This window comes from Achromobacter sp. F4_2707 (assembly GCF_047501535.1).
GTDB lineage: Bacteria > Pseudomonadota > Gammaproteobacteria > Burkholderiales > Burkholderiaceae_B > Yanghanlia.
In genome coordinates, this window is the sequence record NZ_JAZDRJ010000008.1 from 137,255 (window position 1) to 154,042 (window position 16,788).

15 protein-coding genes and 1 tRNA gene are annotated in these 16,788 nt (G+C 56.5%); 15 read left to right on the forward strand and 1 reads right to left on the reverse strand.

Translation table 11 applies throughout. The features are described from left to right. The first annotated feature begins 31 nt into the window (after positions 1 to 31). From VRY85_RS09630 to VRY85_RS09680, 11 genes are all read left to right on the forward strand, one after another. Complete coding sequence (locus VRY85_RS09630; RefSeq protein WP_414598372.1) at positions 32 to 868, forward strand: M48 family metallopeptidase; 837 nt, start codon at positions 32 to 34, stop codon at positions 866 to 868. 143 nt (positions 869 to 1,011) lie between these two features. Then, positions 1,012 to 2,415, forward strand: coding sequence for a 3-isopropylmalate dehydratase large subunit (leuC, locus tag VRY85_RS09635; RefSeq protein ID WP_414598373.1), 1,404 nt, complete (start codon positions 1,012 to 1,014; stop codon positions 2,413 to 2,415). Positions 2,416 to 2,425: 10 nt separating this feature from the next. Further along, complete coding sequence (gene leuD, locus VRY85_RS09640; protein WP_414598374.1) at positions 2,426 to 3,076, forward strand: 3-isopropylmalate dehydratase small subunit; 651 nt, start codon at positions 2,426 to 2,428, stop codon at positions 3,074 to 3,076. 38 nt (positions 3,077 to 3,114) lie between these two features. Then, a complete protein-coding gene (gene leuB, locus VRY85_RS09645; protein WP_414598375.1) occupies positions 3,115 to 4,191 on the forward strand; it encodes a 3-isopropylmalate dehydrogenase in 1,077 nt (358 codons plus the stop codon). Between the two features lie 48 nt (positions 4,192 to 4,239). Beyond that, entirely contained in the window at positions 4,240 to 5,370 is a 1,131-nt protein-coding gene (asd, locus tag VRY85_RS09650; protein ID WP_414598376.1) for an aspartate-semialdehyde dehydrogenase, read from the forward strand. Then, positions 5,360 to 7,363 carry a FimV family protein gene (locus VRY85_RS09655; protein WP_414598377.1) on the forward strand — a complete coding sequence of 668 codons (2,004 nt, stop codon included), beginning with the start codon at positions 5,360 to 5,362 and terminating at the stop codon, positions 7,361 to 7,363. Before asd ends, VRY85_RS09655 begins: the two co-directional genes overlap by 11 nt. A gap of 3 nt (positions 7,364 to 7,366) precedes the next feature. After that, positions 7,367 to 8,170, forward strand: coding sequence for a tRNA pseudouridine(38-40) synthase TruA (gene truA, locus VRY85_RS09660; RefSeq protein ID WP_414598378.1), 804 nt, complete (start codon positions 7,367 to 7,369; stop codon positions 8,168 to 8,170). A 95-nt stretch (positions 8,171 to 8,265) separates the two neighbouring features. Next, entirely contained in the window at positions 8,266 to 8,886 is a 621-nt protein-coding gene (locus VRY85_RS09665) for a TRAP transporter small permease subunit (RefSeq protein ID WP_414598379.1), read from the forward strand. Positions 8,887 to 8,888: 2 nt separating this feature from the next. After that, on the forward strand, positions 8,889 to 10,628 hold the full coding sequence (locus VRY85_RS09670) for a TRAP transporter large permease (RefSeq protein ID WP_414598380.1): 1,740 nt from the start codon (positions 8,889 to 8,891) through the stop codon (positions 10,626 to 10,628). A 33-nt stretch (positions 10,629 to 10,661) separates the two neighbouring features. Continuing rightward, positions 10,662 to 11,324, forward strand: coding sequence for a phosphoribosylanthranilate isomerase (locus tag VRY85_RS09675; protein WP_414598381.1), 663 nt, complete (start codon positions 10,662 to 10,664; stop codon positions 11,322 to 11,324). An 86-nt stretch (positions 11,325 to 11,410) separates the two neighbouring features. Then, complete coding sequence (locus VRY85_RS09680; RefSeq protein WP_414598382.1) at positions 11,411 to 12,205, forward strand: siderophore-interacting protein; 795 nt, start codon at positions 11,411 to 11,413, stop codon at positions 12,203 to 12,205. A 198-nt stretch (positions 12,206 to 12,403) separates the two neighbouring features. Here VRY85_RS09680 and VRY85_RS09685 read toward each other — a convergent pair. Continuing rightward, positions 12,404 to 12,480, reverse strand: a tRNA-Val gene (locus VRY85_RS09685). A gap of 340 nt (positions 12,481 to 12,820) precedes the next feature. Here VRY85_RS09685 and thrS point away from each other — a divergent pair. The 4 genes from thrS (at position 12,821) to VRY85_RS09705 (ending at position 16,780) form a co-directional block, all read left to right on the forward strand. Further along, complete coding sequence (gene thrS / locus VRY85_RS09690) at positions 12,821 to 14,743, forward strand: threonine--tRNA ligase (RefSeq protein WP_414598383.1); 1,923 nt, start codon at positions 12,821 to 12,823, stop codon at positions 14,741 to 14,743. Positions 14,744 to 14,773: 30 nt separating this feature from the next. Further along, positions 14,774 to 15,343 carry a translation initiation factor IF-3 gene (gene infC, locus VRY85_RS09695; RefSeq protein ID WP_414598384.1) on the forward strand — a complete coding sequence of 190 codons (570 nt, stop codon included), beginning with the start codon at positions 14,774 to 14,776 and terminating at the stop codon, positions 15,341 to 15,343. Positions 15,344 to 15,418: 75 nt separating this feature from the next. Continuing rightward, positions 15,419 to 16,378 (forward strand): glutathione synthase, encoded by a 960-nt coding sequence (gene gshB, locus VRY85_RS09700; RefSeq protein ID WP_414598385.1) that lies wholly within the window; start codon positions 15,419 to 15,421, stop codon positions 16,376 to 16,378. Beyond that, the gene (locus tag VRY85_RS09705; protein WP_414598386.1) at positions 16,379 to 16,780 is read left to right on the forward strand and encodes a PTS sugar transporter subunit IIA; all 402 of its coding nucleotides are present in this window, start codon (positions 16,379 to 16,381) and stop codon (positions 16,778 to 16,780) included. Positions 16,781 to 16,788: the final 8 nt, after the last annotated feature.

Sequence of the window (16,788 nt, forward strand, 5' to 3'; positions counted from 1 at the left end):
TAACGACCTTAAGTGTTCAGGCGGGGAAAACATGAAGAAAGCACTAGGAATGAGTCGCCGTATCGTATTGTGGGGCGCGGCGCTGACGTTATCTGCTCTGACCGGCTGCGCTTCGGTGCAGACCACGCAAAGCGGTGTGATCGGGGTGGACCGCAAGCAATTCATGGCGACATCGGTGCCGGCGGCTCAACTTCAGCAGGCGGCGAATCAACAGTATTCGCAAATGATGTCTGAGGCGCGTGCGAAAGGTGCGTTGGATACCAATGCGGCTCAAGTGCGCCGGGTGCAAACAATCACCAATCGCTTGGTCGCTCATGTGGGGGCGTTTCGTCCCGACGCCGGGAGTTGGCCGTGGGAAATACATGTCATCAGTTCCGACGAGGTCAATGCCTGGTGCATGCCCGGCGGCAAGATGGCGATTTACACCGGCCTGATTAACCGTATCAAGCCCACCGATGACGAATTAGCCGCCGTGTTGGGTCATGAAATGGCGCATGCCTTGCGTGAGCACTCGCGCGAACAAATTTCACAACAGATGGCGACTCAAGTGGGGTTGTCGGTATTGTCGGCGGTGACCGGTGTTTCGGCAGTAGGGGATCTCGGCTCAGCACTGACCAATGTCATGTTCACATTGCCAAACAGCCGCACGCATGAGTCCGAAGCCGATCTCATTGGGGTGGAGTTGGCCGCTCGTGCTGGGTACGACCCTCGCGCCGCAGTAACGCTGTGGCAAAAAATGGCGGCTCTGGGCGGGGGCAGTGCACCACCCGAATTCCTTTCCACTCACCCGTCGGCCTCGACGCGCAGCGCCGAATTACAGCGGAACGCGCAGAAAGTAATGCCGCTGTACGAAGCGGCGAAACGTTAAAGCATAGGGCGGTCAAACGGGTATCCGGTTACTACGGATACCAGTATAAATGCTTGTCTTGTACTAGGTAGAGACGCTGGCATAATGGAATCCATACCCCGGTTTACCGGGTTTCCTTTCAAGATTCCAGGAACAAGATAGCCATGCCACAGACTCTTTACGACAAACTCTGGTCCGCCCATGTGGTGCACCAAGAATCCGACGGCACCTGTTTGCTGTATATCGACCGCCATCTCGTGCACGAAGTGACGAGCCCCCAGGCTTTTGAAGGCCTGAGCCTGGCGGGGCGCAAACCCTGGCGTGTCAGCGCTAACCTGGCGGTTGCCGACCACAACGTTCCCACCGAAGACCGTGCCGCCGGGATCAGCGACCCGGTTTCACGCCTGCAGGTTGATACCCTGGACGCAAACTGCGAAAAATACGGCATTACCGAATTCCGCATGAATGATGTGCGCCAAGGCATTGTGCATGTGATCGGGCCGGAGCAGGGCGCGACGCTTCCAGGCATGACCGTCGTCTGCGGCGACTCTCATACCAGTACGCACGGCGCAGTGGGCGCACTGGCTTTTGGTATTGGTACTTCTGAAGTCGAACACGTGCTGGCTACCCAGACCTTGCTCATGAAGAAGAACAAGAGCATGCTGATCAAGGTGGAGGGCGAGTTGCCTCGGGGCTGTACCGCCAAAGATGTCGTGCTGCATATCATTGGCCGCATCGGCACCGCCGGTGGCACGGGCTACGCGATTGAATTCGGTGGCAGCACCATTCGCGCCTTGTCGGTGGAAGGCCGCATGACCGTCTGTAATATGGCCATCGAAGCCGGTGCGCGTTCCGGCATGGTGGCGGTCGATGAGAAAACCATTGAATACTTCCGCGGCCGTCCGTATGCGCCTACCGGCCAGGCATGGGACGACGCTGTTGAGTATTGGAAGACCTTGCATTCCGATGAAGGCGCCCAGTTCGATAAAGTGGTCGAAATCAACGCTGCTGACATTGCGCCCCAAGTCACCTGGGGAACGTCGCCCGAAATGGTGCTTACGATTGAAGATCGTGTGCCCAACCCTGCCAACGAATCCGATGAAGTGCGTCGCAACGGCATGGAGCGCGCTCTGGAATATATGGGCTTGCAAGCGGATATGCCCATTTCAGAAATCACCATTGATAAGGTTTTCATTGGTTCGTGCACCAACTCCCGCATCGAAGATTTGCGCTCGGCAGCGGAAGTTGTACGGGGCCGCCGGGTGGCCGACAACGTAAAGTTGGCCATGGTGGTGCCAGGCTCAGGCTTGGTTAAGTTGCAGGCTGAAAAAGAAGGCTTGGACAAAATCTTTTTGGAAGCCGGTTTCCAGTGGCGAGAGCCAGGCTGTTCGATGTGCCTGGCCATGAATGCCGATAGGCTGGAACCGGGCGAGCGTTGCGCGTCGACATCCAACCGCAACTTTGAAGGCCGGCAGGGGCAGGGCGGGCGCACTCACTTGGTGAGCCCGGCCATGGCTGCGGCTGCGGCAGTCGCTGGCCATTTCGTTGACGTTCGCCAATTCGCATAGGAGCACCATCATGCAAGCATTTACCACGCACAAAGGCCTGGCCGCTCCACTGGATCGCGCCAACGTAGACACTGATCTCATCATCCCGAAGCAGTTTCTGAAATCCATTAAACGCACGGGCTTTGGCCCCAATCTGTTCGATGAGCTGCGTTATCTGGACCACGGCGAGCCGGGCATGGATAACAGCAAGCGGCCGCTCAATCCAGACTTCGTGCTGAACCAGCCGCGCTACCAAGGCGCTTCGGTGTTGTTGGCACGCGAGAACTTCGGTTGCGGGTCCAGCCGCGAACATGCCCCCTGGGCGTTGATGCAATATGGTTTCAGGGCGATTATTGCGCCGTCCTATGCCGATATCTTCTTCAACAACAGCTTCAAGAATGGTCTGTTGCCCATTATCTTGCCCGAAGAGCAGGTGGCACGCCTGTTTGAGGAAGTGGCCGTCACGCCGGGCTACGAGCTTGAGGTCAACCTGGAGCGCCAGGTGGTGATCAAGCCCGATGGCAGCGAACTGCCGTTCGATATCGACCCATTTCGCAAGCATTGCCTGCTGAACGGGCTGGACGATATTGGTCTCACTCTTGAAAAGGCCGACAAGATTCGCGAATTTGAAGCACAACGCCTGGCGCGTTTCCCCTGGCTGGCCGCCGAGCCGACTGCATAAACATATAGCCTGTATTTATCCGGATTTTTAGGAACACCATGACCAAGAAAATTGCCATTCTGCCTGGAGACGGCATTGGCCCAGAGATCGCCGAGCAGGCCGCCCGTGTATTGGGCGCGCTGGGGTTGGATTTAGAAATGAAGACGGCACCAGTGGGTGGGGCAGCCTACGATCAGCACGGCCATCCGCTGCCACCTTCCACGCTGAAGCTGGCGCAGGAATCCGACGCTATCCTGTTTGGCGCTGTGGGCGATTGGAAATACGATTCGCTCGAACGTGCATTGCGCCCGGAACAAGCCATTCTGGGTCTGCGAAAAGCGCTGGGCCTGTTTGCCAATTTCCGGCCCGCTATTCTTTACCCGCAACTTGCGAATGCGTCTTCGCTCAAGCCTGAAATCGTTTCCGGGCTGGATATCCTGATTGTGCGCGAGCTCACAGGCGACATCTACTTCGGTCAGCCTCGTGGCGTGCGCGAAGTGGCGGATGGCCCCTTCAAGGGCGAGCGCCAGGGTTTTGACACCATGCATTACGCTGAATCCGAAGTGCGGCGCATTGCTCATGTGGCTTTCCAGGCCGCAGCCAAACGCAAAGGCCGCCTGTGCAGTGTCGATAAAGCCAACGTGCTTGAAACCTCTCAGTTCTGGCGCGACATCATGATCGACGTTGCGAAAGAGTATCCCAATGTGGAGCTCTCGCATATGTATGTCGATAACGCTGCCATGCAGTTGGTGCGCGACCCCAAGGCTTTTGACGTGGTCGTCACCGGCAATCTGTTCGGCGACATTTTGTCGGATGAAGCAGCCATGCTGACAGGCTCCATTGGCATGCTGCCTTCGGCTTCGCTGAATGCTTCCAATCAGGGGCTGTATGAGCCCAGCCACGGTTCTGCACCCGACATCGCGGGGCAGGACAAGGCTAACCCCCTGGCCATGATTCTCTCAACCGCCATGATGTTGCGCTATTCGCTGGATCTCCCTGAGCAGGCGCTGCGTATTGAGGCAGCAGTGCAAAAAGTGCTGGAGCAAGGCTTGCGTACCCCCGATATTCACGAGGCAGGAAGCGAATTAGTCGGGACCACGCAAATGGGTGGCGCAGTTCTGAAGGCATTGGCATAAAATGGTGTATCACTCTTCAAAAATTCATTTATTTCAAGCGACAGCATCATGAACCAATCTGTAGGTCTGGTCGGCTGGCGTGGCATGGTCGGGTCCGTCCTCATGCAGCGCATGCTCGACGAAAAAGACTTTTCTCTTTTCAACCCGGTGTTCTTTTCCACCAGCAACGCCGGCGGTGCTGCGCCCCGGTGGGCGGCCGGAGCCGGCCCCTTGCAAGACGCCTACGATATCGAGGCGCTGAGCAAGCTGCCTATCATCGTGACAGCCCAAGGTGGCGACTACACATCGGCCGTCTATCCCAAGCTGCGTGCAGCGGGCTGGCAGGGCATCTGGATCGACGCGGCCAGCGCCTTGCGCATGGAAGATAATTCCGTCATTGTTCTAGACCCGGTCAACCGCGACGTCATTGATGCCGCGCTGGCGCGAGGCGTCAAAGATTTCGTTGGCGGCAATTGCACGGTCAGCTGCATGATGATGGGCTTGGCAGGTCTGTTCCGTCACGATCTCATCGAATGGATGACTAGCATGACTTACCAAGCGGCATCCGGTGGCGGTGCACAGCATATGCGCGAGCTGCTTACCCAGTTTGGTCTGCTTAATAGCTCGGTAAAGGGGTTGCTGGAAGACCCTGCATCAGCCATTCTTGAGATAGACCGTGGCGTTCTTGCAACACAAAAAGACAATGCTCTGCCGACGGATCACTTCGGCGTGCCGCTGGGTGGCAATCTCATTCCCTGGATCGATACCGATCTTGGCAACGGCGTATCGCGCGAAGAATGGAAAGCAGGCGCTGAAACCAATAAGATTCTGGGCCGCAGCGAAGCCTCGGGTAATAAGCCGATACCCATCGACGGCTTGTGTGTGCGCATTGGAGCCATGCGTAGCCACAGTCAGGCGCTAACCATCAAGCTCAAGCGCGATGTGCCGCTTGATGAAATTACCGATATCATCAACGAGGGTACGCAATGGGCAAAAGTCGTGCCCAACGAGCGTGAAGCCACCATGCGTGATTTGACGCCGGTTGCGGTCACCGGTACGCTCGATATACCTGTGGGGCGTTTGCGCAAGCTGTCCATGGGTCCTGAGTATCTCAGTGCGTTCACCGTTGGTGATCAATTGCTTTGGGGGGCCGCAGAACCGCTGCGGCGCATGTTGCGCATAGCTCTTGGTGAACTATAAAAATATGCTGATGTCGCGTCGCGGTTCAGGTCCGGTCGCTCCGGCCATTCAAGCCAGCCACGGGCTGGCGCCCGGGTTACGTTTTTTTCGGCCAGGGCAGGCGGGGCGATTTACCCGCAGCGTGCTGGGTACCCTGATCGCGACGTCATTGTGTGTGTCCGTAGCTCAAGCAGCTACGTTTGGGCATTCACGCATTATTTCAGCACCAGGGCAGTCCTTGCACCTGGAAATTCCTGTCACCGATCTCACGCAGCAGGAAATCGAGTCGCTGCGGGCAACGCCTGCGCCGGCGGAAGCGTGGAGCGCGGCAGGCATGACACCGCCTGTGGCGCTCGATTCTATGCGGTTGGCGTTGCTTGACGGCTATCGTCCCAACACCAAGGTTATCCGGCTGCGTTCGGACCAGGTGTCCGATCGCTCCGTTGTAGATGTCTTGCTTGATATCCGCAGTGCTTCGGGGCAGCAGCGCTATCAGGTCAGCCTGCTGGCGCACGCCGACCGGCTTGCTGTTCAACGGGCTGGTGTGGATGAAAGTCGGTATGAACGTGCTCTCGATGAAAGATCTGCAACGGCTGTGCAAACCGGGCAAAGCGGCCACGAAGCAGCTGGGCGAATGATTTCGGTGCACTCCGGCGACACCATGTTTGCCATCGCGCAGCGCAATGCCGTACAGGGCGTCACTGTCTACCAGATGATGATGGCTCTGCAGCGCTCCAACCCGCAAGCTTTTATCCAAGATAACGTGAATCTGGTGAAAGCGGGCGCAACGCTGACCATGCCCGACATGGCAGTCCTGACCGCACTGTCCGACCGCGAAGCACGTCGCATTTTCCAGCAGCATGCGCAGGCCTTCGCTCGTTTCGGGCGCGGTGGGCCGGCGGGCGATGCGGTCGCTGTGTCCACCATAGGCGAAGCCGCTGAAGGCGAGGTTCTGGAAATGGCTGCGGCATCCGACGCCTCCGCCGGAGTAGCGCCCTCGGCCTCGGGTGGTGATTTGCTGCGTTTGTCCGGCGGCTCTGACACCGCCTCGACCCTCTCTCAAGGTGTAGCAGGGGGTAGTGCGGCATCGGGCTCAGAAGCGGCTTCTCACCGTAGCGGTGCTGCGGTCGGCGCCGCGGGTGGCAATGGTGGCGCAGGCGCTACTGCGTTGTCGGGCGCTCTCCAGGGGGGGCAAGGTAATGGCGGTCCCGCTGTCAACATGTTGGCGTCTTCGGGCGTCATCGCTTCCGATGCTGTGGCCAATAATCATGCTGCCACTGCAGCTGCAGGCGACGCGGCGAACAAGGGTGGGCCCGCGTTTGGCTCCGATGCTTCCTCAGGCGGCACAGTCGTAGAATCCGGCGTGGTCGCCAGCCACCCCGATGATCAGGCAGCCGCCAAGAAAAATGTGGAAGAATCGCAAAAGCGTATTCTTGAGCTTGAAGACAACGTCCGCCACTTGAATGAAGCCTTGCAGAAGCAGGGGCATGTTGCGGCGGAAGCAGCCTTGGAAGGCGCACGCAGTGTCAGCGAGGCTATTAAAGAGGTCATGAGCCTGGTGGAGACCGAAGAGGACGGCGCTTCGGTAAATGCCGAAGGCGGTTCAGGCGAAGTGGTCGGTTCTACTGGTTCTACTGGTTCTGCCGCTGGCCCAGGTACGGCGTTACAGAGTTCGGGCGAAGCCGCTTCAACGCCCGCCGCCACTGCTTCGGGCGGCCATGTCGCTACACCAGGAAATTTCGGGCAAGACGCTACTTCGAGCTCATCAACTATACCCGTTAAAGCAGGTCAAAAAGTGTCGTGGTTCCAAGAAAATATGCTCGCCATCCTTGGGGGCGGGTTGGCTCTCGTTGTACTACTTATCGTATGGGCGTTGCGGCGTGCTGGCGCGGCTAAGCGCAATGTGTTCGAAAGCGATAGCCCCATCACGGATTCCATGTTGCAAGAGAAGTTGCGTGAGATTGACCTTGATCTCGGTACGCCGCCAGAGGGCCAGACAGGGCTTCGACGTTGATCCATGGCCCGTATTGCCCTAGGCTTGGCCTATGATGGCGCTCCCTGGCAGGGCTGGCAGACCCAGCCGGGAGGCCGCACCGTACAAGATCGTCTGGAGGCCGCACTGGCCTCTTTTCTCGCTCAGCCGGTGTCTACGATATGTGCCGGTCGAACCGATACCGGCGTTCATGCGCTAGAACAAGTTGTGCACCTGGATGCGCCCGTTGAGCGGCGAATGGAATCTTGGGTGCGCGGCGTCAACGCGTCGCTGCCTCCCTCCATCAGGGTGCAATGGGCTTGCCCGGTCGGCGATGATTTTCATGCACGATTTTCAGCCCACGCGCGGAGTTATGTGTATCTGCTGCGTGCGCATCGGGTGGCCAGCCCCATCTTGCACGGTAAAACCGGGTGGATACATCGCCCGCTCAACCTAGAGCACATGCGCCAGGCAGCCGCCTACTTGCTGGGAGAGCACGACTTCAGCGCGTTTCGTTCGTCTGAGTGCCAGGCAGCCAGCCCTGTGAGGTTGCTGGAACGCCTTGATATCACTCAGCATGGCGAATTCTTTGTTTTCAGTTTCCGGGCCAATGCCTTTCTACACCATATGGTGCGAAACCTGATGGGGGCACTGGTAGAGGTAGGAAAGGGTAAATACGAGCCTAGTTGGATGGCGGAGCTACTTGCTCAACGTGACCGCCGCAAGGGGCCGGCAACGTTTTCAGCTGCGGGCTTATATTTGGCACGCGCACACTACCCTGAGTCGTATGGGCTGCCCTCTCTCAGTGAGTCTGAAGCACTATTGAGTCATTTGGGCATCCAACTGTAATCGTGCAGGTTCCGATATGCGGGCTCTTACCAAGGGCGCATTACCAACCGTTACGCTAGAATCCTAAAGTTTTCGCACCCAGTTTAAGGGCCATCATGAAATTTCTATTGGCGATAGCGCGCCTGATCGATGCGTTGAATGAGCGCATCGGGCGTGCAGTACTTTGGTTGACACTCATTGTTGTTCTTGTGAGTGCCGCGAATGCCGTGAGCCGCAAAGTTCTGAATATGAGTTCGAACGCCTGGCTCGAACTGCAATGGTATTTGTTTGGAGCCATTTTTCTGTTGGCAGCAGGGTATACCTACTTGCGCAACGAGCATGTGCGGGTCGATGTGCTTTCCGCTCGGTTTTCAACTCGCGTCCAGGTCACTATAGAAATTGTCGGCATTCTGTTTTTTCTATTGCCTGCGGCAGGCCTGGTTTTCTGGTTGGCGATTCCGTATTTTTATGATTCTTGGCGTATTCAGGAGCTTTCATCCAACACGGGCGGGCTCATACGGTGGCCTGCCAAGCTTTTGATACCCGTCGGCTTTGGTTTACTAATACTCAGCGGCATCTCGCGTCTGATCCGGTGTGTCGCTTTTCTCTCAGGCCAGGGGCCGAACCCGCTGGTAACTACGCAGATGAAGACTGCAGAAGAAGAACTCGCTGAAGAAATTCAAAGGCAACAGGAAGCGCGTGAAAGAAGCGCCAACGGCAAGGTAGAGGGGCGCTAATCATGGAATTTATTGTCTCGAACCTAGCGCCAATTATGTTTGGCAACTTGGTGCTGTTCCTGCTGCTGGGCTTCCCTGTTGCATTTACACTCGCTGCCGTTGGCATTCTGTATGGCCTCGTCGCCATTGAGTTTGGTCTCATGCAACCGGCCTTGTTCCAGGCATTGCCTAATCGGGTGTTTGGGATTATTGCGAACGATACCTTGTTGGCAGTACCGTTCTTCACCTTGATGGGGCTCATACTTGAACGATCAGGTATGGCTGAGGATCTGCTTGAAACAGTCGGTCAGTTGTTTGGGCCGATTCGTGGCGGGTTGGCGATTGCGGTCGTCGTGGTGGGAGCCATGCTGGCTGCAACCACTGGGGTCGTGTCGGCGTCGGTGATTTCCATGGGTCTGATATCGCTGCCCATTATGCTGCGCTACGGGTACGACCGGCGCTTGGCCACTGGGGTTATTGCAGCGTCGGGAACGCTATCGCAGATCATCCCGCCATCCATCGTGCTGATTATTCTGGCTGACCAGCTGGGGCGCTCGATCGGCGACATGTATCGCGGTGCTATGGTGCCGGGGTTGTTGCTCACCGCGACCTACATCCTCTACATCGTTATCATGAGTGTGTTCAAACCGTCGTCGGCGCCGGCATTGCCCAAAGAGGCGCGGGTCTACGACAGGCCAGACGGTACACGAGGGCTGAAGTCGTTATCCCTACTCACCCTTGTCGCGGCGACGGTGGCCTATTTTGGCTCTGAAGCCTATTTCAGCTCGCGGGAAGTGGTGCCCATTGATGAGCGGGTTGTCATTGTGTTGATGATGTGGGGTGTCACCGCTTGGGCGGTGGCACTGATCAACCGAGCTTTGCGCTTGAATCTGCTTTCAGCCATTGCGGAGCGGGTCACGTTCGTAATGATTCCGCCGCTCTTCCTCATTTTCTTGGTGCTGGGGACCATCTTTATCGGGGTAGCCACTCCAACCGAAGGGGGAGCAATGGGGGCTGTCGGTGCGCTGGTGATGGCTGTCATGCGGGGCCGCTTCTCCTGGGCGCTGTTGCGTCAGGCGATGGACACCACGACCAAGCTCTCATGCTTTGTGGTGTTTATTCTCGTCGGCTCAACGGTGTTCAGCTTGAGCTTCCGTGGCATTAACGGCGACCTTTGGGTTGAAGACCTGCTTCTGGCCATGCCCGGCGGTGAGTGGGGCTTCCTGATTTTTGTCAGTATTCTTATATTTTTACTGGCATTCTTCCTCGACTTCTTCGAACTGGCCTTCATCATTGTGCCGCTGGTCGGCCCTGTGGCCGAGAAGCTCGGCATTGACCTGATCTGGTTCGGTGTGTTGCTGGCCGTCAATATGCAGACGTCCTTCATGCACCCGCCGTTTGGTTTCGCACTGTTCTTCTTGCGGTCAGTCGCGCCAAGAGAAGATTATGTTGATAAGGTCACAGGCAAGGTAACAGCAGGCGTCACGACGGGTCAGATATACTGGGGTTCCGTGCCATTTATCGTCATTCAGATTGTTATGGTGGCGGCAGTTATGCTGTTCCCTGGTATGGTCACACATTACAAGAATGATTGGGAGGTAGGCGACCCTTCTGCGGTTGAATTCGGGCTAGACAATGTCTATGGGTCAGGCACCTATGGTGATCCGGATTCAATGTTTGGCGGTGGGGATCCCGCGGACGCCTTTGGCCCTGCGCCAGGCGATGCGAGTGCGCCAGTTGACCCGGCTGCCGCGTTCCAATAACTACAATTACTCATTTAGGAGACGATAGGCGGTATGACAAAACGTACCCGAATTAAGTTTTGCGGCTTCACTCGACTAGAGGATGTGAAAGCCGCTGTGGAGGCGGGTGTTGATGCCGTGGGCGTCATCTTTTTTTCCAAAAGCCGCCGAGCGGTAAGTATTGAGCAAGCCAGTGCGTTGCGGGCTGCTGTGCCAGCATTCGTTGATTTGGTGGCGTTGTTCGTCAATGCTGACCAGGCTTACGTTCAGGAGGTCATCGATACCGTTTCACCGGATATTTTGCAATTCCATGGTACTGAGCAGCCCTTTGAGTGTGAGCGCTATAACAAGCGCTACATGAAGGCCTTCCGCGTAGGTGGTCCAGGTATGGAAACACGTGAGGAGGTGCTGGAACAATGCCGCCGCTACGGTTCCGCCGATGCCTGGCTTTTCGACAGCTTTAGCGATAGTTACGGAGGCAGCGGCGAAGGGTTTGATCTTTCGTTGTTAGGGGCGGTCGTTAATGCGCCGGATGCTCGGCCCATCGTGTTGGCGGGCGGGTTGGCAGCGGATAACGTGGCGAGTCAGATGCGTAAGCTGCGCCCTTATGCTGTCGATGTCGCCAGCGGCATCGAGGACGAGCCCGGTATCAAGTCGGTTGAAAAAATGAAAGCGTTTAGCCAGGCAGTGAGTGCCGCCGATAACGAAGTGAGCTGAAGCCAATAAGGGGCGGGGTGGCGTGGAACCTGGGGCCCCAACCTGCTGTCTAACGCAGTAGAGTTTTGTAAACGGTTCGGAGAGTCATGCCTAACACAAATCCCCCGGCGCCTGTAGTGCAACGCGTTCGCCACCCCTTTCGGGCACGCCATGTCCAGGTGTTAGCCCGCGAGGTCATCAGCCCGGGGTTCGTACGCCTGACAGTAGGTGGCCCCGAAATGGAAGGTTTTTTAAGTTCTGGGTTTGACGACCACGTTAAGCTGATCCTGCCACAAGAGGGGCTGGAAAAGCCGAATCTTCCTATTATGGTGGATGGCCGACCACATATTGAAGGCGAACGCCCAACCATGCGGGACTACACGCCGTTGAATTTCGATGCGTCAGCCAATACCTTGCAACTGGACTTTGCCATTCGTGGCCCCGGCCCTGCGGCTCAATGGGCGCGTAGCGCACCGATCGGGCAGTGGCTAGGCTTGGCAGGGCCCCGAGGCAGTTTGCTCATTCCAGAAGGGCTGCATTGGCAATGGATGTTTGGCGACGAAACTGCGCTGCCTGCGGTTGAGCGTCGCTTGGCAGAGCTGCCTAAAGGGGCCAAAGTGGCGGTGCGCTTGCAGCTTGAAGATGAAGCGGATCGCCGGAATTGGCAAAGTGCGGCCGATGTCGACTTGCAATGGGTAGAATCGCTAACGGATGCGATGGCGGCGATGCCCCTTCCTGCTGGCAAGGGTTTTATCTGGGCAGCAGGCGAACACCGCTTAATGGCCGATTTACGTAAGCTGGCCCTAGCTAAACCGGGTGCCAACCCCAAGCGCATGCGCGTTGCCTCATACTGGAAGCAGGGCGAAACCGGGCACCACGAAGAGCTTAGCGCTAACGATTAGCTGATGCCCATCCTGTATCCCCATACCCTTAATAAATTTTCGATACCCCGAAGCGTACCCCTATAAAGGGTAGCGGCAACTACAGGGATAGGGAGGGAGTGATAGTTATTGCAGGCAACAAAAACCCGCATTAGCTAGGCTTTATGCGGGTTTCGTAGGGTTATTGGCGACCTATAAAAGCTATCGGCAATATGTATCTGGTAGGCAGTACTGGATTCGAACCAGCGACCTCTACGATGTCAACGTAGCGCTCTAACCAACTGAGCTAACCGCCTGTAATAAAGAAAGCAATTATAGGGCTATAAAACTTAGTGTGTCAAGCCGTGCATTGCTGAATAATCTTTTTTTCTGCTACCTGTGTAAGCGCATGGGCTTTTTCACAACATAGCGGATGCGAATCATAGCCTAAATTGAAAAGTTGTGCAGATTGCGGCGCCAAGATAGGGGCGAGGTGTTACACTAAAGCAACGAAAAATCACTCATGGAAGGCCTTGCAACAATGAACACTACGCGAACTACGACATTTACGCAGTAACCGTCGCCGCGTTTTTCATTGCTATTCAAGGCACCCATAAAAACGCGGCATAGGCCGCGTTTTGTCTTTTCAGGACACTTATGGTTCAGATTACATTGCCGGACGGTTCCAAGCGGGACTTTCCCGGCCCCGTTACTGTCAGCGAGGTTGCGCAATCCATTGGTGCGGGCTTGGCAAAGGCCGCGCTTGCGGGTCGTATCTCCCGCGAAGGCGCGGAGCCTCGCTTGGTTGATACCAGCCATGTGATCGATTCAGATGCGCAACTGGCTATTGTGACAGCGAAAGACCCCGATGGTCTGGATCTGATACGTCACTCCACTGCGCACTTGTTGGCCTATGCGGTAAAGGAATTATTTCCCGATGCCCAGGTCACCATTGGCCCTGTCATTGATAACGGCTTCTATTACGACTTCTCGTATAAGCGGCCATTCACGCCGGAAGATCTCGAGCTCATTGAAAAGAAAATGACCGAGCTGGCGCGCAAGAACGAGATCGTGGTCCGAGAAGAGTGGAAGCGTAGCGATGCTGTGGAGTTCTTCCATAGTATCGGTGAGCACTACAAGGCCGAGATCATTGCGTCGATTCCGGCCGAAGAAGGCATTACCTTGTATCGGGAAGGCGACTTCATCGATTTGTGCCGTGGTCCGCACGTGCCCTCAACAGGTCACCTGAAAGTCTTTAAGCTGATGAGCGTAGCAGGCGCCTACTGGCGCGGCGACAGCAATAACGAAATGCTGCAACGCATTTACGGCACGGCTTGGGCAACCAAGGAAGAGCAGGCGGCTTACTTGAAAATGCTGGAAGAGGCTGAGAAGCGCGACCACCGCAAGCTTGGGCGTGAGTTGGGCCTGTTCCACATGCAGGAAGAAGCGCCGGGCTTGATCTTCTGGCACCCTAAAGGTTGGACGATCTGGCAGCAAGTCGAGCAATACATGCGCGATGTCTACCGTGATAATGGCTACCAGGAAATCAAAGCCCCGCAGATTCTCGACCTGTCTCTGTGGAAGAAAACCGGCCACTGGGATAACTACGCCGAGAACATCTTCACCACAGAGTCGGAAAATCGCATGTATGGGCTCAAACCCATGAACTGCCCAGGTCATGTGCAGATTTTTAATGCGGGCCTGCATTCCTATCGTGAACTGCCTATCCGCTATGGCGAGTTCGGCCAATGCCACCGTAATGAGCCTTCGGGCTCGTTGCACGGAATGATGCGGGTGCGCGGCTTCACTCAGGATGACGGCCACATTTTCTGTACCGAAGACCAGTTGCAAGACGAATGTGCGGCCTTCACGGCCTTGCTGCAGAAGGTGTATGCAGATTTTGGCTTCACGGAAATTCTCTATAAGGTGGCCACCCGCCCCGAAAAGCGGATTGGTTCCGATGAGGTCTGGGACAAAGCTGAAGACGCCTTGATGGAAAGTCTGCGTCGTACCGGCTGTGAATACGAGGTCACGCCTGGAGAAGGGGCGTTTTACGGCCCGAAAATCGAGTACACGCTGAAGGATGCCATTGGCCGGCACTGGCAATGCGGCACGATTCAGGTGGACTTTTCCATGCCGGAAAGGTTGGGCGCGGAATACGTGGATGCAAACGACCAGCGCCGTACCCCGGTTATGCTGCATCGCGCCATCCTGGGCTCGTTTGAACGCTTCATTGGCATGCTGATCGAAAACCATGCGGGTGCGCTGCCTGCTTGGCTGTCGCCTCATCATGTTGCGGTATGCTGCATCTCGGAGCCGTCCGCTGAATATGCCGAAAAAGTGACGCTAAGCTTGAAAAAACAAGGGTTTAGAGCCTATGCAGATTTGCGTGGTGAAAAAATCACTCGTAAAATCCGTGAACATAGCATGCAAAAGCTTCCCTATATCCTGGTGGTAGGCGAAAAAGAACGCGAAAACGGCACTGTTGCCGTGCGTGGTCGAGGAGGTCTGGATCTGGGTGTTATGCCACTCGAACAGTTTTCCGAACGCTTGCAGCAGGAAATTTCCGCCCGGGTCTGAAGGCGCTATAGTGTGCAGTAACCCGGTCAATTGATTATTCTAGGAGTTGTAGATATCGCAACCGATAAAGCTAATCGCATCAATGGTGAAATCCGTGTTCCCGAGGTGCGACTCATTGGATTAGATGGCGAGCAGCTTGGCGTCATGAAGACGTCTGAAGCCCTCAGCCTGTCGGAACAACACGAAGTGGATCTCGTCGAGATCGCGCCTAACGCGACTCCGCCCGTGTGTAAGCTCATGGACTACGGCAAGTTCAAGTACCAGGAGCAGAAGCGCCAGGCGGAAGCCAAGGCCAAGCAAAAGGCCATCCAGGTCAAGGAAGTCAAGTTCCGTCCTGGTACCGATGAAGGCGACTACAAGGTCAAGCTTCGCAACCTTAAGCGCTTCCTTGAAGACGGCGATAAAGCGAAGGTGACCCTGCGCTTCCGTGGGCGTGAAATGGCCCACCAGGAACTCGGTATGCGTGTGCTTGAGCGGGTTCGTGACGATCTCGGCGATATGGCTCAAGTCGAGGCCATGCCCAAGCTCGAGGGCCGCCAAATGGTCATGGTTCTGGCACCGCGCAAGAAAGCGGCCAAGCCGGGCGAGGCGTCTTCCTAAGCCTCCCAGGGCCTGAAAGCTGATCCATCCTCGCCCGCCGCGGTATTTCGCGGCGGGCAGTTTTACAGGTGCGCCATGCACGTATTGTTCATCATTGACCCGCTACCTGCGCTGCAGGCTTACAAGGATTCTTCTGTCGCGATGATGCGTGCGCTGCAGGCGCGCGGCCATCGCCTTAGCGTTGCGTATCAGCCCGATCTCTACATTGATGAGGGCGCGGTAAAAGCGGTGGCTCAGGAAATTGAGCTTGTCGATAACGCGGATCTCCACGGCCAGGCATGGTGGCGCAATCGCTCTGATGCCGCCGAAACAACGTTGGCGGATTTCAGTGCGGTCATCATGCGTAAAGACCCGCCCTTTGATATGGAGTACGTGTACGCCACGCACATGCTCGAATACGCCGAGGCGCAGGGCGCGCGCGTGTTCAACTCGGGTGCAGCCATTCGCAATCACCCTGAAAAGCTCGCCATTACGGAATTCCCTGAGTTCACCGCGCCCACTCTGGTTACGCGTGACATTGCACGCCTCAGGGCATTTCACCAGTTGCACGGTGATGTCGTTGTCAAACCTCTGGACGGCATGGGGGGCTCGGGCGTGTTTCGCATGATTAAAGGCGAGCACAACGTGGGCAGTATTCTGGAAATGCTGACGCTCGACGGCACGCGCTCCATCATGGCGCAGCGCTATATTCCTGAAATCGTTCATGGCGACAAGCGCATCCTGCTTGTGGGTGGTGAGCCGGTTCCCTATTCGCTGGCCCGCATTCCTTTAGCCGGAGAAACCAGGGGAAACCTTGCCGCCGGAGGGCGAGGCGTAGCTCAGCCGCTCACCGAACGTGATCGCGAGATTGCCGAAACTGCGTGCGCCCGCCTAGCCGGTCGCGGCTTGTTGCTGGTGGGGCTGGACGTCATCGGGGATAATCTTACCGAGGTGAACGTTACAAGCCCGACCTGCTTTGTGGAGATCACCGAGCAGAGCGGTTTTGATGTCGGTGACTTTTTTGCCCAGGCTTTGGAGCGGGCAACGGAAACCTGAATGGCTCGCATTGTATTGGTCATGCATGCGCCCCTGGGCCGCGCTTTTGCTGAATGCGCTGCACATGTGCTGGGCCGGGACCCTCAGTTGGCTGTCTTTGATGTCGTGGCCGACGAAAACCCAGATGCCGCCGCCAAGCGTATCGCTCGTACGTTCATCGAGCACACCGACGGCGAGGTTCTTGTGCTGTCCGATATTTTCGGCGCAACGCCTTTCAATATTGCGCGCAAGGCGCTAAATGAGGCGGCGCACCATGGTGTGCGCGGTCATTTGGTCACAGGCACCAATCTTTGCATGGTGCTCAAGGCGCTAACATCTTGCCAAGAAAACCCCGAAAAATTCAGTGAAACTATTCGGCAGGCCGCCGTGCGGGGCATTGTTGATGCCGCCTCGCTTGTTTGAGACAACTT